The organism is Pimelobacter simplex (assembly GCF_900114845.1).
GTDB classification, from domain to species: Bacteria; Actinomycetota; Actinomycetes; order Propionibacteriales; family Nocardioidaceae; genus Nocardioides; species Nocardioides simplex.
Genome location: NZ_FOUK01000002.1, coordinates 820,417 through 839,542 on the forward strand (window position 1 = coordinate 820,417; position 19,126 = coordinate 839,542).

The 19,126-nt window shown below is 73.5% G+C and carries 16 protein-coding genes; 7 read left to right on the forward strand and 9 right to left on the reverse strand.

Annotated features, from left to right (window positions below):
* Nucleotides 1-98: 98 nt before the first annotated feature.
* From BM223_RS11510 to BM223_RS30055, 5 genes are read left to right on the forward strand one after another with little or no spacing between them, the layout of a single operon-like run.
* Entirely contained in the window at nt 99-1,709 is a 1,611-nt protein-coding gene (locus BM223_RS11510) for an amidohydrolase (RefSeq protein ID WP_038677773.1), read from the forward strand.
* Entirely contained in the window at nt 1,706-3,061 is a 1,356-nt protein-coding gene (locus tag BM223_RS11515) for an amidase (RefSeq protein ID WP_158510187.1), read from the forward strand. Before BM223_RS11510 ends, BM223_RS11515 begins: the two co-directional genes overlap by 4 nt.
* The gene (locus tag BM223_RS30050) at nt 3,058-3,180 is read left to right on the forward strand and encodes a hypothetical protein (protein WP_255319121.1); all 123 of its coding nucleotides are present in this window, start codon (nt 3,058-3,060) and stop codon (nt 3,178-3,180) included. Before BM223_RS11515 ends, BM223_RS30050 begins: the two co-directional genes overlap by 4 nt.
* The gene (locus BM223_RS11520) at nt 3,173-4,666 is read left to right on the forward strand and encodes a sodium:solute symporter family transporter (RefSeq protein ID WP_038677771.1); all 1,494 of its coding nucleotides are present in this window, start codon (nt 3,173-3,175) and stop codon (nt 4,664-4,666) included. Before BM223_RS30050 ends, BM223_RS11520 begins: the two co-directional genes overlap by 8 nt.
* Nucleotides 4,663-4,785 carry a hypothetical protein gene (locus BM223_RS30055; protein ID WP_255319120.1) on the forward strand — a complete coding sequence of 41 codons (123 nt, stop codon included), beginning with the start codon at nt 4,663-4,665 and terminating at the stop codon, nt 4,783-4,785. The genes BM223_RS11520 and BM223_RS30055 overlap by 4 nt, the downstream gene beginning before the upstream one ends.
* On the opposite strand, the gene BM223_RS11525 is transcribed toward BM223_RS30055, so the two are convergent.
* Nucleotides 4,754-5,659, reverse strand: a complete 906-nt coding sequence (locus tag BM223_RS11525; protein ID WP_052138377.1) for an alpha/beta hydrolase — start codon at nt 5,657-5,659, stop codon at nt 4,754-4,756. The genes BM223_RS30055 and BM223_RS11525 overlap by 32 nt on opposite strands.
* A 29-nt stretch (nt 5,660-5,688) precedes the next feature.
* Nucleotides 5,689-7,041: a Vgb family protein gene (locus tag BM223_RS11530; RefSeq protein WP_141267193.1), complete on the reverse strand. Its 1,353-nt coding sequence runs from the start codon at nt 7,039-7,041 to the stop codon at nt 5,689-5,691.
* 119 nt (nt 7,042-7,160) lie between these two features.
* Between BM223_RS11530 and BM223_RS11535 the strand changes: the two genes are divergently transcribed.
* The gene (locus BM223_RS11535; protein WP_075018563.1) at nt 7,161-8,078 is read left to right on the forward strand and encodes a serine/threonine-protein kinase; all 918 of its coding nucleotides are present in this window, start codon (nt 7,161-7,163) and stop codon (nt 8,076-8,078) included.
* Nucleotide 8,079: 1 nt separating this feature from the next.
* Here BM223_RS11535 and BM223_RS11540 read toward each other — a convergent pair whose 3' ends face one another.
* The 7 genes from BM223_RS11540 to BM223_RS11570 form a co-directional block, all read right to left on the reverse strand.
* Nucleotides 8,080-8,973: a GNAT family N-acetyltransferase gene (locus tag BM223_RS11540; protein ID WP_038677763.1), complete on the reverse strand. Its 894-nt coding sequence runs from the start codon at nt 8,971-8,973 to the stop codon at nt 8,080-8,082.
* Nucleotides 8,974-9,015: 42 nt separating this feature from the next.
* Nucleotides 9,016-9,987, reverse strand: a complete 972-nt coding sequence (locus tag BM223_RS11545) for a hypothetical protein (RefSeq protein ID WP_038677761.1) — start codon at nt 9,985-9,987, stop codon at nt 9,016-9,018.
* On the reverse strand, nt 9,984-10,832 hold the full coding sequence (locus tag BM223_RS11550) for a hypothetical protein (protein WP_038677759.1): 849 nt from the start codon (nt 10,830-10,832) through the stop codon (nt 9,984-9,986). Before BM223_RS11550 ends, BM223_RS11545 begins: the two co-directional genes overlap by 4 nt.
* 8 nt (nt 10,833-10,840) lie before the next feature.
* On the reverse strand, nt 10,841-12,637 hold the full coding sequence (gene metG / locus BM223_RS11555; RefSeq protein WP_038677757.1) for a methionine--tRNA ligase: 1,797 nt from the start codon (nt 12,635-12,637) through the stop codon (nt 10,841-10,843).
* 23 nt (nt 12,638-12,660) lie between these two features.
* Nucleotides 12,661-13,890 (reverse strand): N-acetylmuramoyl-L-alanine amidase, encoded by a 1,230-nt coding sequence (locus BM223_RS11560; RefSeq protein ID WP_141267192.1) that lies wholly within the window; start codon nt 13,888-13,890, stop codon nt 12,661-12,663.
* Nucleotides 13,891-13,993: 103 nt separating this feature from the next.
* Nucleotides 13,994-14,629 (reverse strand): mycothiol-dependent nitroreductase Rv2466c family protein, encoded by a 636-nt coding sequence (locus BM223_RS11565; RefSeq protein WP_038677755.1) that lies wholly within the window; start codon nt 14,627-14,629, stop codon nt 13,994-13,996.
* A gap of 54 nt (nt 14,630-14,683) precedes the next feature.
* Nucleotides 14,684-16,333: a CHAP domain-containing protein gene (locus BM223_RS11570; protein WP_082003593.1), complete on the reverse strand. Its 1,650-nt coding sequence runs from the start codon at nt 16,331-16,333 to the stop codon at nt 14,684-14,686.
* A 162-nt stretch (nt 16,334-16,495) separates the two neighbouring features.
* Between BM223_RS11570 and pepN the strand changes: the two genes are divergently transcribed.
* Nucleotides 16,496-19,087 carry an aminopeptidase N gene (gene pepN, locus BM223_RS11575; protein ID WP_038677751.1) on the forward strand — a complete coding sequence of 864 codons (2,592 nt, stop codon included), beginning with the start codon at nt 16,496-16,498 and terminating at the stop codon, nt 19,085-19,087.
* Nucleotides 19,088-19,126 lie beyond the last annotated feature (39 nt).

The following is a 19,126-nucleotide window of genomic DNA, read 5'->3' on the forward strand; positions in this document are numbered from 1 at the left end:
TCGCACACCCCTCCTTGACAGTGACCCAGGTCACCGGCACAGTGTGCAAACGTTATAGCCAAAGGATTGCACAACCCGCTCGAGGAGGGTCCCACCCCGTGCCTGCCCATCGCGCCGCTCCTGTCGCCGTCGTCCGCGCGGACACCGTGCACCCGCTCGACGGCACCGCCCCCGAGGCGTTCGCCGTCCTCGGCGAGACCGTCGTCGCCACGGGCGGCTGGGACGACCTGCACGCCCGCTTCCCCGGCGCCGAGGCCGTCGACCTCGGGGCGGTCACCGTCGTACCGGGCCTCAACGACGCCCATGCGCACCCCAGCCTGCTGGCCGACGGCGGCCGGTACGTCGACCTCGGCCCCGCCGCCACGCCGACGAGCGACGACGTGCGGGCGGCGCTCGCGGCCCGCGCCGCCACCACCCCGCCCGGCGGCTGGGTGGTCGGCCACAACTACGACCCGGCGCTCACCACGGGCGCCCCGGTCGACCGCGACCTGCTCGACTCGGTCTCGACCGAGCACCCCGTGCTGGTGATCCACTACTCGTACCACACGGCCGCGGCCGGCTCGCTCGCGCTGAGCGCGGCCGGCTACCACGACGGCGACCCCGATCCCGCGGGCGGCGAGCTCGGCCGCGACGGGGCGGGCCGCCTCGACGGCGTCCTCCAGGAGCGCGCCTGGGCCGAGGGCTACCTGGGTCACGGTGGCCGGGCGCCACTGCTCCCGCTGCCCGGCCCCGGCGACCGGGTCGACTCACTGGCGCGCATGCTCACCCGGATGAACGCCGCCGGCCTCACCTCGGTGTGCGACGCGATGGTCCACCCCGCCGACTGGCGCCTCTACCAGGAGGCGCACGCGGCCGGCCGGCTCACCGCCCGGGTCGGGATGCTGCTCTGGTACGAGTTCTTCGAGCACGCCGCCGACCTCGGCCTGAGCACCGGGTTCGGCGACCCCTGGCTGCGCTTCTCCGGCGTGAAGATGATGACCGACGGCGCGTCCTCGGGCGGCACCTGCCTGTGCTCGACCGCCGGGGGCGACCGCGGCATCCAGGTCATGGCGGACGACGAGATCGCCGCGGCCGTCGAGACCGTGCACCGGGCCGGCAGCACCCTGGCGGTCCACGCCAACGGCGACCTCGCGATCGGCAAGGTGCTCGACGCGATCGAGGACGTCCGGCGCCGCCATCCCCGCACGCTGCGGCACCGGATCGAGCACTGCACGATGACCGATCCCGCGACCGCCGCCCGGCTGCGCGCGGCCGACGTGGTCCCGGTGCCGTTCGGGGCCTTCCCCCACCACCACGGCGCCCGGTTCGTCGAGCACTACGGCCCGGAGGTCGCCGCCGACATGTGTCCCCATCGCACCTTCCTCGACGCCGGCATCGTCGTGCCGGGGTCGTCCGACTACCCCTGCGGGCCGCTCGAGCCGCTGCTCGCGCTGCAGTCGATGACCACCCGGCGGGTCCAGGACGGCACCGTGCTCGGGGCGGACCAGCGGGTGACGGCGCTCGAGGCGCTCACGGCGTACACGGTCGGGTCCGCGTACGCGAGCGGCGAGGAGGCGGTCAAGGGCCGGCTCACGCCCGGCCAGCTCGCCGACTTCGTGGTGCTCGACGCCGACCCGCTCGCCACCGACCCCGAGGACCTCGCCGCGATCGCCGTCCGGTCGACCTGGGTGGGCGGGCGCCGGGTCTGGTCCGCGGAGGAGGAGCGGTGAGCGACGTGCCCCTGCCCGGCCTGCGCGAGATCGGCGCGCGCCTCGCCTCCGGGACGACGACCGCGGTCGCCCTCACCGAGGACGTCCTCGCCCGGATCGAGCGCCGCAACCCGGCGCTCGGCGCGTTCACCCACGTCGCGGCCGCGAGCGCGCTGGCGCAGGCGGCCGCGGCGGACGAGCGGCAGGCGCGCGGCGAGCGCCTCGGCCCGCTCGACGGCGTGCCGGTGGGGGTCAAGGACCTCGTGGACGTCGCGGGCCTGCCGACCGAGGCAGGCTCCCCCCTCCTGGCCGGGCACCGCGCCGAGCGGGACGCGCCGGTCGTGGCAGCGCTGCGGCGCTCCGGTGCCGTCCTGGTCGGCAAGACGGCCACCGACGAGTTCGCCCTCACGGCGGTCGGCGCCGCCACCCGCAACCCCCTCGACGACCAGCTCATCACGGGCGGCTCCAGCGGCGGCTCGGCTGCCGCCGTGGCGGCGGGCCTGTGCTTCGCCGCGATCGGCACCGACACCGGTGGCAGCGTCCGGATCCCCGCGGCCTGCTGCGGGATCGCCGGGCTCAAGCCCACCCAGGCGCTGCTCCCGACCGACGGCGTCTTCCCGCTGGCCCCCTCGCTCGACCACGTCGGCGTGCTCGCCCGCACGGTCGACGACCTCACCCTCTTCCTCGAGGCACTGCTGCCCGCGGCCCCTGCCGGGATCGAGACGGCCGCCGTCACCGCGCCCCTGCTCGCCGTCCCGGGCGACCTCGGCGACTGCTTGCCCGAGGTGCGCGAGAGCTTCGCGGCGGCCCTCGACGCGGCCGTGGCGCGCGGGGCCCGGATCACCGAGCGTGGCCTGCCCGACCTCGACCGGCTCCGCGAGGCTCACTGGACCCTGCTCGCCGCCGAGGTCGCCGCCGTCCACCGACAGCGTTTCGGGCCGGACGAGCGGCGCTACGGGCCCGCGCTGCGCGACGCCCTCGACGCCGGCGACCGGGTCACGTCCGACGCCTACCTGCACGCCCAGTCCGTGCGCGGCGAGGTACGTCGTGCGGTCGACGCCGCGATCGCCGGCGCCGACGCGCTCGTGCTCCCGACGCTCGCGCTCGACGTCCCGCCGGCCGGGACGACGACCGTGCGCCTCAACGGCGCCGACGGCGCCGAGGTCGACCTCACGGCGGCACTCGTCCGGCTCACCTCGCTGTTCAACCACTCCGGGCACCCGGCGCTCAGCGTGCCCGTGCCCGGGGCCGGTCTGGGCCGTCTCCCCTTCGGCCTCCAGCTCGTCGGCCGCCACTTCGCCGAGGAGGAGCTGCTCGCCGTCGCCCGCGGCTTCGAGCCGGCCCTCACCCCCTCCCGGAAGGACAACACATGAGGCACGAACACGTATGGGCCCTGCTGGGCGTCCTCTGCATCCTGAGCCTGTTCGCGATGATGCTCATCGGCATCCGTCAGGTCGCTGCCGAGCAGACCGAGGACGTCCGCGATGAGTGAGGGCGGCGTCGGCATCGCGCTGATCGTGCTGCTCGGCGGGCTCTGGATCTACATCGGCATCCGCAGCGCGCGCCGGGTCCAGGACACCGACGACTACCTGGTCGGCGGCCGCAACGTCGGCGTCGCCCTCGGCTCGGCGACGATCCTGGCCACCTGGGTCACCGGCAACACGATCCTCGCCGCACCCGAGAGCGGCTACACGTACGGCGTCCTGGGTGTCCTCGGCTATGCGGTGGGCGGGTCGATCGCGGTCGTGGCGTTCGCCCCGCTCGCGGCCCGGCTGCACGCGATCCTCCCGTCGGGCCGCACGGTGGGTGACTTCTTCCGGCTTCGCTACGACACCAAGAACTACGGGCTGTTCCTCGTCATGCTGATCCTCTGGGACCTCGGCTGGCTGCTGACCCAGGGCATGGCTGCCGGCATCATCCTCGAGTCCGTCTTCGACCTGCCGTTCCACGTCGGCGTCGTGCTGACGATCGCGATCGTGGTCGCCTACGTGACCATCGGCGGCATGATCTCGGTGCTCAGCACCGACTTCATGCAGACGATGCTGATCATGCTGGTCGTGTTCCTGTTCCCCGCGTGGATCTACCTGTCCGCCGGCCCCGGCGACGTGTACGACGGGATCGCGGCGCTCAGCCCGGAGAAGCTCCAGCTCGGCGACGCCGGCGGCCTGCTCTTCCTCTGCATCATCCCGTTGATCTACACGGGTGAGGCCTTCATGGACAACACCTTCTGGCAGCGGGCCTTCATGCTCCGGCGCGGGATCATCAAGAAGACCTTCCTGCTGGCCGGCCTCGGCTGGATCTTCGTCCCCGTGGCGACCGGCACGCTGGCCTGGGTCGCGATCGGCACCGACATGGACCTGCCCGGCGGCCCCAGCTCCGTGGCGCCCGAGGTCGTGGCCCACTACGCCGGCGGGCTCGGCTCGGTGCTCTTCCTGGCCCTGATCTGGGCGGCCCTGGCGTCGACGATGTCGGCCCTGCTCAACGCGGTGTCCGGCATCGTGATGAACGACGTCTACAACAACTTCGTGCGGCCGCAGGCGACCGACCGGCAGGTGCTGCGGGTCGGCCGGATCACGACCGTGGTGCTCGCTCTCGTGACCATCGCGGCGGCCTGGCCGAAGCCGATGACCCTGCTCACGCTGCTGATCCTGCTCGGCGTCATCAACGCCGCGTACCTGACGCCGGTGGTGCTCGGCGTCTGGTACCGCACGGTCAACCCGACCGGCGTCTTCTGGAGCGTGGTCGTCGGCTGCGTCGCCGGCCTGCTCGTCTTCGGAGGCGGCGCGCTGCCGATGCTGTGGTTCGAGATCCCGGTGCTGGACCTGCCGGTGTGGCTGTCCGGCGAGCTGCAGGGCGCGGTGGTCTCGTTCATCGTCGTCACCGTCGGCGTCGTGGTCTCGACCCGGCTCTGGCCGCGCCCCTTCGACTTCGACACCATGCGGACCTGGACCCGCGACCTGGAAGGAGAGCGATCGTGACGACGCCCTACTGGATCTGGCTCCTCATCATCGTCGCCGGCGTGGTCGGAAGTCTCGGCACGCTGGTCGCGATCCTGCTGACCTTCGTCAGGGAGCGGCGGGCGGGCGAGCTCTGGTGACCTGCAGCCGGATCCAACCTGCCACCTGCGCCATCATCGGCTCCGCCGCGTCGAACACGTCGGTGTGCCGCCAGAAGCCGTGGATCTGCCCGATGTAACGCGTGGCGACGACCTCGACGCCGGCCTCGGCCAGCAGGTTCGCGAGGTGCTCGCCCTCGTCGCGCAGCGGGTCGTGCTCGGCGGTGGTGACCAGCGTCGGCGGCAGCGTGGCCAGGTGCGGGGAGAGCAGCGGCGCGAGGTCCGGGTCGGTGAGGTCGGCCGGCGTGGCGGCGTACTGCTCCCAGTACCAGGCGGCCTCGGTGGGGTCGAAGCCGTCGGCGGCGGTGCGGTACGAGTCGAAGCCGGCGGTCGGGTCGAGGAACGGGTAGATGAGGACGACGCCCGCGAACCGCCCGGGGTGGCGCAGCGCGGTGACGAGCGCGAGGTTGCCGCCGGCGCTGTCGCCGTGGGCGAACACCGGCAGCCCGGCCAGCTCCGGCTGCTCCCCCAGCCAGCCGAGCGCGGCACCCATGTCGTCGGGCGCCGCCGGGAAGCGGTGCTCGGGCGGGCGCCGGTAGTCGACGCTCAGCACCGCCACGCCGGCCAGCCGCGCGAACCGCCGGACCGCGGCGTCGTGCACCTCGACGTCGTTGAGCACGAAGCCGCCGCCGTGGGCGTGGAGCACCACGGCGTCGTAGTGCTCGGGCAGGTAGAGCCGCGCCGGTACGCCGTCCGCGTCGACGTCGCGGACCTCGGCCAGCGGCAGCCGAGGCAGGTCGCGGACACCCGCGCGGGACTGCTCGCGCGCCGCCGCGATGTCGAAGGCCGGGTCGGTGACGGGGACCTCGCCGGCGGCGTTCTCGATCGCGCGGCGGGCCTGGGGGTGCAGTGCCATGCACCGCACCCTAGGCCCGGCCGGCGCCGTCAGCGCGCCCGGGAGCGGGCGGCCGAGCAGCGCACCGAGCTCGACGGCGACGACGCCTTCACGACGACGTAGACCTTGCCGCCCCCGCGCTTGCGCACCCCGAAGCCGAACTTGCCGGCGGCGTCGGCCCGTCCGGCCCCGATCTTGCGCGCCTTGCGGCCCTTCTTCTGGAAGGCGACGACCCGGCCCGGCCGGCAGGACGCGACCGACGAGGTGACCCGGCCCTTCACCCGCTTGCCGGCGCCGGTGAGCCTGACCGACCGGGCGACCGTGCGCGGCGGGAAGAGGCTGCTGCTGATCGTGATGGCGCCGACCCGGTTGGCGTTCCGGTCGACGAACCAGAGGCGGCCGTCGGGACCGAAGGCGAGGTCGCGCGGCTGCCACGGAGCGATCCGGACCCGGGAGACCACGCCGGCGGTGGTGATCCGGCCGATCGCGCCGTCCTCGGCCCACCACAGCGCGCCGTCGGGGCCGAGCGTCATCGAGCCCGGCACCGGGTCCACGTTGCGGGCCAGGTCGGGCAGCGACGTCGCCCGGAACCTCCCGCCGGAGAACCGGCCGACCATGCCGCCCTCGGGATAGGTGGCGACCGAGCCGGGGGTGAATCCGGTCCCCCACAGGCCGCCGTCGCGGGCGAACGCCAGCGAGAACGTGTCGACCGAGGAGTCCGGCCAGCGCGCCGGGTAGGTCACGGCGTTGCCCGCCTCGTCGATGCGTCGCAGGTAGCCGCCCGCGTCGGCGTGCCACAGGGCGCCGTCGGGCGCGACGGCCATCGGGGACGGCGAGAGGTAGGACCCGATGCTGCTCCAGCCCTCGAGCCCGCTGCCGTCCGGCTTCTTGCCCAGCAGCCGGTAGACCCGGTCGCCGCCTGCGCCGCCGGTCTCGGTGAGCCACACACCGCGGCCCCGGCCGGCGACGAGCTCGTCGAAGATCCGGCCGCTGTCGTTGGTCCCGATGCTCTCCACCGCGCCGGACGACGTCGCACGCTGGATCCTGGCGCCGCTGTCGGTGAGGAACCACAGGTAGCCGTCGGCCCCGGAGGCGAGCTCCGTGGGTCCGCTGCCGCCGCTGGTGACCGGGAGCGGGAACTCCGTGATCACGCCGCGGGACGTGACCCGGGCGAGCTTCCAGCCCTTCGACTCCGTCACCCAGAGGTTGCCGTCGGGGCCCCGCACGATCGAGTCCAGGCCGGCGCCGGACGTCGGCACGGGGTAGGTCGCGATGCGCGGTGCCTGCGCGGCCCGCTCGGCCGGCGTCCCCGCGTCCGTCTCGTCCGCGCCCGCCGGGTCCGCCCCGGAAAGCACACCCACCAGCAGCACCCCGGCCGCCACTGCTCCCACGCTCCTGCGCACTGCACCCTCCTCCGCTCCCGGACACGTCCCCACCGACGCTAGAGGGGGTGTCTCCACACACCGTGGGACGAGAACCGTGAAGCCGGGAGAGCCGCGGCACACGTGATGGGATGGGTCGCATGACGTCCCACCGGCCGCGGGCCCGCGTGGCCCCCGGCGCCGAGATGGCCGACGTGCTCGCCGCGGCCCTGCGCGACCAGGGCCGCTCGCTGACCTGGCTGCGCGAGCGGCTGCGTGCCCGCGGCATCGAGGTCAGCCTGTCCGCGCTGAGCTACTGGCGCTCCGGCGAGCGGCGGCCCGAGGGCGCGGCCTCGCACGAGGCGATCGCCGTGATCGAGGAGCTCCTCGAGCTGGCACCGGGAGCGCTCGGCGACCGGATCGGCCCCTCCCGCCGCTCCGGCGTCCGGGCGCGGACGGCGCACGTCGGCGAGATCGTGGACAGCAGCGGGACCGACGCCCTCGCCCGGGCCCTCGACGACCTCGGCCTCGCCGACGCGCCGTCGCGCGCCCTCGACGAGGCGGCGTCGTTCACGGTCGACCTCGACGAGCGCGGGTGCTTCGGGGCGATCCGCTCACGCCTGCGCATCCGGGCGCTCGCCGAGAGCGTGGACCGGATCCCGCTGTGGTTCCTGGTCGACCGGCAGGTGCCCGAGCCGCTCCGCCTCGCCGACCTGCGCGGCGCCGTCCCCGCCCGCCGCGTCGACGACCTCGACGCCGGCCTCGTGGTGCAGGAGGTGCTGCTCGAGCGCCCCCTCGCCAGCGGCGAGGCGACCGTCGTGGAGGCGACCTTCGAGGTGGCCCGGGGGGACGAGCGCGCGGACACCGAGTTCGTGCTGAGTCCTCCGCGCCGGATCAGCGAGATCGAGCTGTGGGTCCGCTTCGACCGCGCCCGGGTGCCGGCCGCGTGCACGCTGCGCAGTGCCGAGCTCGGGGGCACGGCGACCGAGGTGGGCATCGACCTGAGCGCGGTGACCGGCGTCCACCACGCGGTGCGCGGCTTCGGGCCGGGCACGGTGGGCGTCCACTGGACGTGGTGAGTCAGCCGAGGACCAGCTGCACCGTGTCGGCCACCGCGCGGTAGCCCAGCGCCTGGTAGAGCGCGTTGGACGTCGGGTTCGCCTGGTCGGTGAACAGCGTGACCCGCTCGCCGCGTGCGCGCAGCAGCCGGGACACCTCGGCGACCGCGGCGGCGGCCCAGCCGCGGCCGCGCTCGGCGGCGGGGGTGAACACGGGGCCGATCCGCCCGACGCCGTACGCGGGCGGGTTGGCGCCGGTCAGGTGCACCGGCCGGTCGTCGGGGTCGACCCAGAACCAGAGCACGCCCTCGTCGAGCTTGCGCTCGATGTCGTGCAGCCCGAACGCGCTCGCCTCGGCGGAGTGCCCGCCGGTGCGGCCCGCCTGCTCGTCGGCGTCGACGAAGAACTGGTGGACCCAGGTGAGCGCGAGGTCCGCCTCGCCGGCCCGGACCGGCCGCAGCCGGCCGGGCACCGGGCGCGGCTCGACCAGCGTGCCGAGCTCGAAGAGCCGGTGGTGCAGGTGCACCTCGACGGTGCCACCGGTGGCCTCGGCGACCGCCGCCAGGAAGACGTCGGCCGCGGGCCGGAGCCCGGTCGCGCCGCGCACCTCCTCGCCCCGCGCGAGCACCGCGGAGGCGAGCGCCCGGACGGCGTCGTCGGGCATCGCCAGCAGGTAGACCGGGTACGGCGCGAACGGTGCCGTCCGCATCGCCAGCCCCGCGATCGCGCCGGCGTCGTCGCGCACGACCGCGAACCAGGCGTGCGGGATCCCCTCCGGAGCGCCGTGCTCGGCGAACCGGGCGGCGATCGTGGCGACCACGGTGCCGGTCACCGGCTCCTCGGCGAGCACCTCACCGGCGACGGCCAGGAACTCGCGGGGATCGTCGGTGAACCAGACGTCGTACTCGGTGGGCATGGCTCATCGTGGCGTCCGCGCCGGGGGTCGCTCAACCCGGTTTCAGCCGACGGCCTGGACCTCGAGGCCGCTCAGCGTCGGCGTCCGGGCGACTCGGTCGAACCCGATCTGAGCATCCCCGGTGAACCGCAGGGTCCGCACGCCGCCGGGCGTGGCGTAGCGGATCGCACCCTCGATCGCGACGCCGTCGAGCGCCGCGTCGACGGTCAGCGTCGGCCGGCCCGCGAAGCCCTTCCACCAGCCGGGCGCGGTGGGATCGCCACCGGCGAGCGGGGTGGCGACGATGTCGTAGAACGGGCACCTCCCGAAGGCCTCCGCGGTACCGCACGTGTCGGCCTGGGCGGCCAGGTCCGCGGCGAGGACCTGGCGCGCGGCGTCGTTCGCGCGCAGCACGAGCTCCGGCTGGGGCGTCGGCTCCCCCGGCAGCACGACGACCGGAACGGGCGCCGCGGCGAAGTACGGCGCCACCCGCTTCTCGGCCGCGTAGCCGGCCGGGTAGAGCGGCTGCACGTCGTCGCCCTCGCCGATGAACCGCGGCCGGCGCTCGACCACGACGCCGCCGAGCCGGATCTCGCTGTCGGCGTTGCGCAGCGCCGGCTCGTCCCAGGCGATCGCACCGGTCATCGGCGCGGCCACCCGCCAGCCGTCGTCGTCGCGGCCGAGCCGCAGCGTCCAGGTGTGCTCCTCACCCGCGAGCCGGTAGCGCACGGCGACCTCGGCCCGGTCGGTCCCGGTGACCTCGGGTTCGCCGAGCCCGACCACCTCGATCCGCTCGTCGGCGGTCGCGAGGAGCGGGGCCGCGTCGGCCAGGGCCGGCGTCGGCTCGGACGTCAGCCGGGCCAGCTCGGCGAGCTGTTCGGCCTCGCCCGAGGCGACCAGGTCGACGTACTGCTGGGCGACCCGGGCCGCGCCGTCGCTCGCCGACGAGCGCGCCCGGACCACCAGGACCACCGCGACCGCGGCCACGACGAGCACCGTCGCCACAAGGACCGCGACGACGCCACGCCGGCTCACCGCGCCGGCTCCAGCTTGTAGTGCAGCCGCATCGCCGTCGCGCCCCACAGCCGCAGCACGTGGTCGGTGCGCAGCACCCCGCGGTCGTCGACGTAGAGGTGGAAGCTCTCGTGCACGGGCACCCGGGCGGCATGGGTGCGCCCGCCGTCGTCGGCGACCACGTAGGCGCCGTCGGCACCGAACCGGCCGGACGGCGAGACCAGCCGGAACGAGCCGTCGGGCAGCACCTCGGGGCGCAGGAAGACCTGGAGGTTGCCGGACTCGAGGGGGAAGGCCACGTGCACCGACGCCCGGGCGGCGCCGGGCAGCCGTCGTGCCGAGTAGCACCCGCTGAAGACGTAGTCCCCCGTCGCGCGCAGGGTGCGCAGCCAGCCGGCCGCCACCTGCCGGCCGGCGGCGTCGCGGATCACCGACACCCGGCTGTCCATCCCCTGGGCCACGTCGAGCGGGCGCATCGGGAGCGCGAGCTGCTCCACCCGCTTGCCGAAGAAGCGCGAGATCAGCTCGCCGCCCGGCCACGCCCACGGCGACCAGCCGCTCCACACCTCGACGCCCCAGGCGGAGGTGTGCTCGTAGAAGTCGCGTACCTGCGGCGCGACGTCGCGCGCCCGGAAGCCCGGCCCGTCGAGCAGGTCGAGGGAGGCCAGCAGGCCCGCGCCGGACGTCGTCTCGTCGACGGTGCCGCCGTGCACCGCGGCCTCGGCGGCGAGCCAGCCGTCGCGGACCACCGCCGACGTGCTCGTCGGCGCCCGCAGCCAGGCGTGCTCCCCCGCCGGGTCGATCGGCCGGCCCAGCGCGCGCCAGAGCTTGCGCGTGCTCAGGTCGACGAGGGGCGTGACGGCCACCGGACCGGTCAGCCGCCCAGGCGGGCGAGCTCGTCGTCGACCACCGACGGGTCGAGCTTGACGAAGACCGGGCTCGGCTTGGCGACCGCACGGCCAACCTCGATCGGCGCCCGGCGCCAGGCCGGGAAGCCGTCGTAGTCGCCGGTGATGATCGGGTAGCCGCGCTCGGCGTCGTCGAGGTCGGCGACCTCGTCGATGCGCGGCATCGGCGCGATCGTTCCGGCGCCGCCGAGGGCCTTGTCGACCTCGTTGGCCGAGAACGGCAGGAACGGGCTGAGCACCAGGTTGAGGTCGGCGACGCACTGGGCCATGACGTGCAGGATCGTGCCCAGCCGCTCGCGCTGCGCCTCGTCCTTGAGCTTCCACGGCTCGGAGTCGGAGACGTACTTGTTGACCTCGGCGACGGCGCGCATCGCCTCGCCGATCGCCTGCTTCTGGCGGTGCTTGCCGATCAGGTCGCCGACGACGCCGAAGGCCTCCTCGACGGCGGCCAGGACGGCCTCGTCCTCGGGCGCCAGCGGGCCCGCGGCCGGCAGCTCGCCGAAGTTCTTGGCGATCAGCGTCGCCGTGCGGTTGACCAGGTTGCCCCAGCCGGCCACGAGCTCGTCGTTGGTCCGCCGGACGAACTCGGCCCAGGTGAAGTCGGAGTCCTGGTTCTCGGGGCCCGCGGAGGCGACGAAGTAGCGGAAGGCGTCGGGCTGGTAGCGCGCGAGCAGGTCGTGCACGTAGATGACGATCTTCTTCGACGAGGAGAACTTCTTGCCCTCCATCGTGAGGAACTCCGAGGAGACGACCTCGGTCGGCAGGTTGAGCACGCCGTACTCGCGGGGTGCGCCGCCCTTGTCGCCCTTGCCGGCGTAGGCGAGCAGCTCGGCCGGCCAGATCTGGGAGTGGAAGGTGATGTTGTCCTTGCCCATGAAGTAGTAGGACAGCGCCTCGGGGTCGTTCCACCACGCGCGCCAGGCGTCCGGGTCGCCGCTGCGCCGGGCCCACTCGATGGACGCCGACAGGTACCCGATCACCGCGTCGAACCAGACGTAGAGCTTCTTCGTGGGGTTCTCGCGCCAGCCGTCGAGCGGGACGGCGATGCCCCAGTCGATGTCGCGGGTCATCGCGCGCGGCCGGATCTCCTTGAGGATGTTCTTGGAGAACCGGATGACGTTGGGCCGCCACAGGCCGGTCGCCTCGCGCCCGTCGAGCCACTCGGTGAGCGCCTCGGCCAGCGCCGGCAGGTCGAGGAAGAAGTGCTGGGTCTCGATGAACTCCGGCTTCTCGCCGTTGATCTTGGAGCGCGGGTCGATCAGGTCGTGCGGGTCGAGCTGGTTGCCGCAGTTGTCGCACTGGTCGCCGCGGGCGCCGTCGTAGCCGCAGATCGGGCAGGTGCCCTCGATGTAGCGGTCGGGCAGCGTGCGTCCGGTCGACGGCGAGATCGCGCCGTAGGTCGTCTGCTCGACGAAGTAGCCGTTCTCGTAGACGCCGAGGAAGAGCTCCTGCACGACCGCGTGGTGGTTGCGCGTGGTGGTGCGGGTGTAGAGGTCGTAGCTGACCCCCAGCGCGACAAGGTCCTCGACGATGAGCCGGTGGTTCTTGTCGGCGAGCTCCTGCGGGGTCATCCCCGCCTCGTCGGCGGCGATCAGGATCGGCGTGCCGTGCTCGTCGGAGCCGGACACCATCAGGACGTCGTTGCCCGCCATCCGCTGGTACCTGCTGAACACGTCGGACGGGACGCCGAAGCCGGCCACGTGGCCGATGTGGCGGGGACCGTTGGCGTAGGGCCAGGCGACAGCGGAGAGGACGTGCGTCATGCCCTGAATCCTAGGGTTCGCGCCTAGGTGTTGAAGCGGCGCATCCGGCGGGCGGTCCGGGCGCGGATCCGCGGCAGCTCGGCGTACAGGTAGCGACCGGGGCACGCGGTGTCGTTGGTGTCGCGGTGCCCGTCGATCACGGGGAGCACGACCTTGCGGCCCTTGCGGTACTTGTCGCTGCCGCGCGAGGTCACCCGGATGGTGCCCGCGGCGTTGCGGTGGTACTTGGCCAGCTTCCAGGCCGCGACCCGGGTGACGCCGGCGATGACGGCGTCGCTGGGCGCCGCCGCGTCGTGGTTGCCGAGGACGGCGATGCCCACCGAGACGTGGTTGAAGCCGAGGGTGTGCGCGCCCTGGGTCTGGCCCTTGGGACGGCGCCGCCCGGCCCAGATCCGGCCGAAGCGGTCGACGAAGAAGTTGTAGCCCACGTCGGACCAGCCGAGGGACTTCGTGTGGTAGCGGTAGATCCCGCGCAGGATGGCCGGCACGTCGGCGGCGGCGTAGTCGTTGGCGGTCGCGGTGTGGTGGACGTGCACCTGCTTGATCGTGCGCACCTGCACCGGCGTGCCGCTCGCCCAGCGCGGGTCGGCACCCCACTGGGCGCGGGTGTAGAAGGCGGGCTGGCGGTTCGGTGCCTTCTTCTTGGGCACCGCGCGCCCCGCGACGGCGGGCTCGTCGCGGACCGGGGCCACGGCCGGGGTGAGGGTGCTGTCGCCCGCGCGGCGGCCCGGGTCGATGAGGGTGAGCACCGGCTGCACCATCGCGCCGGCCACCTCGACCTGGACGCCGTCGCTCGGCCCGACCCAGAGCGGCTCGGTGGCCGAGGGCGTGGCCCGGGCCTCGGCGCTGGCCGCGTTGGGCCGGTCGTGCAGCTCGGAGAGCCGGCGCCAGGCACCCCAGCCGCCTCCGACGGCGCGGACCCGGACCCGGACCTGCGCGGCGCCCCGGCCGTCGTGCCAGGTGACGCCGAGCATCGCGAAGCGGTCGGTGTCGAGCGCGGCGGTGCGGACCGGTCCGGCGGCCCGGGCCAGACCGCCGGCGCCGACCGCGAGCGGGATGTCGACGGCGCTGACGACGTCGTCGGCGTCCTCGGCGCGCAGCCGCACCCGGGGGCCGGCGGTGACCGGAGCGGCGGCGCCGGCCGCGCTCGCGGGGCCGGCGCCGGTGGCGAGCGCGACCACCGGGACGGCCGCCACGGCGGCGGCCAGCCCGGCCAGGTCACGACGACGGAAGGACGAGTCCGAGAAGCTCATGACCATCGAGCATGCGTCATCGGAGCCCGCTGCGCGAGTCCTCGGTCCGCGTGTCGCCGATCGCCGGGGCTAAATCACACCCGTCACACCAGTCACAGAGGTATCAGCTGAAGTCGAGCTCGCCGTTGCGGGCCCGCTTGAGCTCGGAGAAGTAGGGGAAGGCGGCGACGGCCACGCAGCCGTCCCACAGCTTCCCGGCGTCCTCGCCGCGCGGGATCTTGGTGAGCACCGGGCCGAAGAAGGCCGTGCCGTTGACGTGGATCGTCGGCGTGCCGACGTCGTTGCCGACCGCGTCCATGCCCTCGTGGTGCGAGCGCGCCACCTTCTCGTCGTACGACGCGTCGCTCGCGGCCGCGATCAGGTCGGCGTCGAGCCCGGTCTCCTCGAGGACCTCGGCGATCAGCCCGAGGCCGCCGTCGGGCTCGTGGTCGAGGCGCCGGCCGTCGAGGTGGATGCGCTGGCCGAAGGCGTCGTACATCGGGCGGAGCACCTTGTCGCCGTAGCGCTCCTGCGCGGCGATGAGCACGCGCACCGGGCCCCAGGCCGGGGCGAGGAGCTGGCGGTACTCGTCGGGGATGTCCTTGTCCTGGTTGAGGTAGGCCAGGCTCATGACGTGCCAGGCGACCTCGACCGGCCGCACCTTCTCGACCTCGAGAATCCACCGCGAGGTGATCCAGGCGAAGGGGCACAGCGGGTCGAACCAGACGTCGGCGCGGTTGCGCTCGGAAGTGTCAGCCATGCCTCTCCAACCTTCACCTCCCGCCCCGGCATTCCCGGGCGGAGAGGAACGTTCTCAGCGGACCGTGACCGACCCGGTCGTCCGCGCCGCCGGCACCACCGTCGAGCCGAGGTAGCGCACGCGCACCGCCTTGGCGCCCTTCGGCAGCGCCACGACCACGCGGGCAACACCCTTCGCGTCGAGCTTGACCGTCTGCGACCAGCGCCCGACCTTGATCAGCACCTGACCCGGCACCGGGCTCACCCCGGCGGCCAGCACCCGCACCCGCACGATCGCGCGGCCGCGCTCGGAGCGGGTCTTGAGCCGGAAGGTCGCGGGCGAGGTCACCGGCGTCGAGGCCGGGAGCATCACGTGGAAGGGCAGGTACTGGGGGCGGGTCGCCGTCATCTCGGCGGTGACCCGGCGGCCGACGTCGGCCGCGGTCAGCCGGTACGTCGTCCCGGTCGCGCCGGGGATCGGCACCCCGTCGCGCACCCACTGGTAGCCGACGGTCGTGCCGGTCGGGGTGAGCGTCGCCGGGGTCACGGTCAGCACCTGGCCCAGGGCCGGGCGGCCGGTGACCGCCGCGGGCGTGGTCGGCTGGATGACGCCCGCGAGCACCTGGCCCACGTCGTAGCCCGGCGAGACCATGTTGGCGTAGCCCGCCTGCTTGGCGACGACCTTGACGCTGATCTTCTTGCCGACCAGGGCCGCGGTCAGCGGCAGCCGGGCGGTGGTGTTGTCGGGGATCCGCACGCCGTTGGCGAACCAGCGCCACACGGTCGTGGACGGGGACGGGGCCCAGGTCCCCGCCGTCGCGGTGACGACGTTGTCGAGCAGGAGCGTGCCGGTGACGACGGGCGCGGCGCGCTGGGCGAAGGCGCCCTCGGCGACGGCCGCGGTGGCGACCGAGTCCTGCACGCCGCTGGTCGCGCCCTTCTTGCTGGCGGTGACCCGGACGCTGATCTTCTTGCCGAGCACCGCCGCCGTCGGGGTGTACGACGTCGCGGTGGCCCCGCTGATCGCGGCGCCGTCGGCGAGCCACTGGTAGGCGTAGCCGGTCGGCGAGCCGGACCAGGTGCCGGCGGTGGTCTTCAGCGCGACGCCGACCTTCGGCGTGCCGGAGACGACGGGACGCGCGGTGGCGCCGACCTTCTTGTCGACGATGTGGATGAAGCCGGTCGGCCAGCGCCCGCTCGACTTGGTGATCGAGCGCCAGTGGAAGGTGCCGCCCCAGCTGTCCTCGGAGATGATGATCTCGGTCGCGGAGACGACCCGCTCGACGTAGGCCACGTGGCCGGCCGAGCCGCTGCCGTTGGAGTAGCGACCCCACCAGGCGACCGCGCCGACGTTGGGCACCTGGTCGGTCATCGACGACAGGAACTTGCCCCACTCGCTGGCGTTGCCCCCGCCGGACCACGGCCGGGTGGCCGGCCCGCCGGCCTTGATCATCCGGTAGGCCACGTAGTTGGTGCAGTTGTGGCCCGAGTACATGTTCCAGTACATCTTGCCGTTCACCGCGCCGTAGCCGCTGTCGGAGTAGCCGGCCTTGATGCACGGCGCGTAGCCGGCGCACAGGTAGGTCGTCCCGGCGCTCGGCGCCACCCGCGCGGTGTGCTCCGCGGGCGGTCCGGCGAGGACCACGAAGGTCGCCACGAGCGCGCTGGCCAGGACTCCGGTCCCCCAGCGCGCGACCGATCTGTGCCCAGGTCCCCGCAACCGCATGACGAACACCTTCGGGCACAAGCACCCCAGAACGCAACAAAAACCCCGGAAATCTCAGCAATCACAGGCGTGTCGCGTTGACAAAAGTGAATTACAGCGTTGTAGTTCGCCCTTTTGTCCCCGATTGTCTGACAACTCGGAGCGGGTGCAAGGATGAGTGCCATGCCCGGCACCAACCTCACCCGCGACGAGGCGGCTACCCGCGCTGCCCTCGTCGACGTGACCTCCTCCGTCATCGACCTCGACCTGTCCCGCGCGACCGAGGAGGGCGTGGAGACCTTCGGGTCCACCACCACGCTGACCTTCACCTGTCGCCAGCCGGGATCGGCCACCTTCGCCGACCTGGTGGGCGCGACGGTGCACGAGATCACCCTCAACGGCACCGCGCTCGACCCGGCCACGGCGTACGCCGACAGCCGCATCGAGCTGCCCGGTCTGCAGGCCGAGAACGTGCTCGTGGTCAAGGCCGACTGCACCTACTCCCACACCGGCGAGGGCCTGCACCACTTCGTCGACCCGGCCGACGGCAACGTCTACCTCTACTCGCAGTTCGAGGTCCCCGACGCCCGCCGCGTGTTCACCACGTTCGAGCAGCCCGACCTGAAGACCCGGTTCACCTTCAACGTGACCGCCCCGGCGCACTGGAAGGTCGTCTCCAACGCGGCCACCCCCGAGCCGGTCCCGACGGGCGCGACCAACGCGCGCGGCGAGGCCGTCGCGCGCTGGGCCTTCCCGGCGACCCAGCCGATGTCGACCTACATCACCGCGATCGTCGCCGGCGACTACTACGAGGTCCAGGACGTCTACGAGGGCGCGCACGGCACCATCCCGCTGGGCCACTACAGCCGCCAGTCGCTCAAGGAGTACCTGGAGCGCGACCGCGACGAGATCGTCACCCTGACCAAGCAGGGCTTCGCCTTCTTCGAGGAGGCGTTCGGCTACCCGTACCCGTTCGGCAAGTACGACCAGCTCTACGTGCCCGAGTACAACATGGGCGCGATGGAGAACGCCGGCGCGGTGACCCTGCGCGACGAGTACCTCCCCCGCTCGCGCCAGCCGCGCTCGTTCTACGAGTTCCGCGCCTCGGTGATCCTCCACGAGATGGCGCACATGTGGTTCGGCGACCTCGTCACCATGAAGTGGTGGGACGACCTCTGGCTCAACGAGTCGTTCGCCGAGTGGGCGTGCTACCACGCCGAGGCGCTCGCGACGTCCTACGACGACGCGTGGACCGGCTTCACCAACGCCCGCAAGCAGACCGGCTACCGCGCCGACTCGCTGCCCTCGACGCACCCGATCGCGGCCGACAACGTCGACCTCCATGCGGTCGAGGTCAACTTCGACATGATCACCTACGCCAAGGGCGCGGCGGTGCTCAAGCAGCTCGTCGCCTGGGTGGGCCTCGACCCGTTCCTGGCCGGGCTCAAGCAGTACTTCCACGACCACGCGTTCGGCAACACCGAGTTCACCGACCTGCTGACCGCGCTCGAGAAGGCGTCGGGCCGCGAGCTCACCGGCTGGGCCCAGGAGTGGCTCCAGACGGCGGGCACCAACACCCTCTCCCCCACGTTCGAGCTGGCCGCCGACGGCACCTTCGCCTCGTTCGCGGTCAACCAGACCGCGCCGCAGGAGCACCCGACGCTGCGCCGGCACCGGGTCGGCATCGGCTTCTACAACAGCTCCGACGAGGGCCGCCTGGTCCGCACCGACTACGTCGAGGTCGACGTCGAGGGTGCCCGCACCGAGCTCGCCGAGCTCGTCGGCAAGGCCCAGCCCGAGCTGCTGCTGCTCAACGACCAGGACCTCGCCTTCGCCAAGATCCGCCTCGACGAGCGCTCGCAGGCCACCGCCGTCGCCCGCCTGTCCGACCTCGACGACTCGCTGGCGCGGGCCCTGGTCTGGAGCGCCGCGTGGGACATGACCCGCGACGCCGAGCTCGCCGCGACCGACTTCGTCGAGCTGGTGCTCGGCAACATCGGCAGCGAGACCGACGCCTGGGGCGTCAGCCGGATCCCGGTCTACGCCGCGCAGGCCGTCGCGCTCTACAGCGATCCCGCGCACCGGGACGAGCTCGCGGCGCGGTGGGAGCAGGGCCTGCGGGCGCTGCTCGCCGACGCCGAGCCCGGCACCGACCACCAGCTGACGTTCGCCCGCACCTACGCCGCGGCGGCCACCAGCGACGCGGCGGTCGCCGACCTCGAGGCGATCCTCGACGGCTCGCTCGTCTTCGAGGGCCTCGCCGTCGACCAGGACCTGCGCTGGGCGCTGCTCACCCAGCTCGCCCGCGTCGGCCGCGCCGACGACGCCCGGATCGACGCCGAGCTGGCCGGCGACAACACCATCTCCGGCCAGGAGAAGTCCGCCGCCGCGCGGGCCGCGCAGCCCACCGCGGAGGCCAAGGAGCGCGCCTGGACCCAGGCCCTCCTCGACCCGTCGGTGCCCAACGAGACCCAGCGCAGCGTCGTCCTGGCGTTCTGGCAGTCCGGCCAGACCGACGTCCTGACGCCGTACGTCGAGCGCTACCTCGCCGAGGTCGCCGGCGCCTGGGAGCGGCTCGGCTCGCACAAGGCCTCGGTCGCGCTGGAGCACATCTTCCCGCGGCTGATCGCCACCCAGGCCACGCTCGACGCCGTCGACGCCTGGCTCGCCGCCACCGGCGACAGCGTCAACCCCGGCGCGCTGCGCTACGTCCGCGAGGGCCGGGCCGACGTCGCCCGGGCCCTGGCCGCGCAGGCCACCGACGCGGCCCGCTGACCGCAGGCCGCACGCAGAACGGCCCGGCACCCCTCGGGG

What these genes read in the sequence shown, in the direction of transcription:
- BM223_RS30050 (WP_255319121.1), top strand. Translation starts at nt 3,058, where the DNA reads ATGAGGCACGAACACGTATGGGCCCTGCTGGGCGTCCTCTGCATCCTG.
- BM223_RS11520 (WP_038677771.1), top strand. Translation starts at nt 3,173, where the DNA reads ATGAGTGAGGGCGGCGTCGGCATCGCGCTGATCGTGCTGCTCGGCGGG.
- BM223_RS11525 (WP_052138377.1), bottom strand. Translation starts at nt 5,659, where the DNA reads ATGGCACTGCACCCCCAGGCCCGCCGCGCGATCGAGAACGCCGCCGGC.
- BM223_RS11535 (WP_075018563.1), top strand. Translation starts at nt 7,161, where the DNA reads ATGACGTCCCACCGGCCGCGGGCCCGCGTGGCCCCCGGCGCCGAGATG.
- BM223_RS11540 (WP_038677763.1), bottom strand. Translation starts at nt 8,973, where the DNA reads ATGCCCACCGAGTACGACGTCTGGTTCACCGACGATCCCCGCGAGTTC.
- metG (WP_038677757.1), bottom strand. Translation starts at nt 12,637, where the DNA reads ATGACGCACGTCCTCTCCGCTGTCGCCTGGCCCTACGCCAACGGTCCC.
- BM223_RS11560 (WP_141267192.1), bottom strand. Translation starts at nt 13,890, where the DNA reads ATGAGCTTCTCGGACTCGTCCTTCCGTCGTCGTGACCTGGCCGGGCTG.
- BM223_RS11565 (WP_038677755.1), bottom strand. Translation starts at nt 14,629, where the DNA reads ATGGCTGACACTTCCGAGCGCAACCGCGCCGACGTCTGGTTCGACCCG.
- BM223_RS11570 (WP_082003593.1), bottom strand. Translation starts at nt 16,333, where the DNA reads ATGCGGTTGCGGGGACCTGGGCACAGATCGGTCGCGCGCTGGGGGACC.
- pepN (WP_038677751.1), top strand. Translation starts at nt 16,496, where the DNA reads ATGCCCGGCACCAACCTCACCCGCGACGAGGCGGCTACCCGCGCTGCC.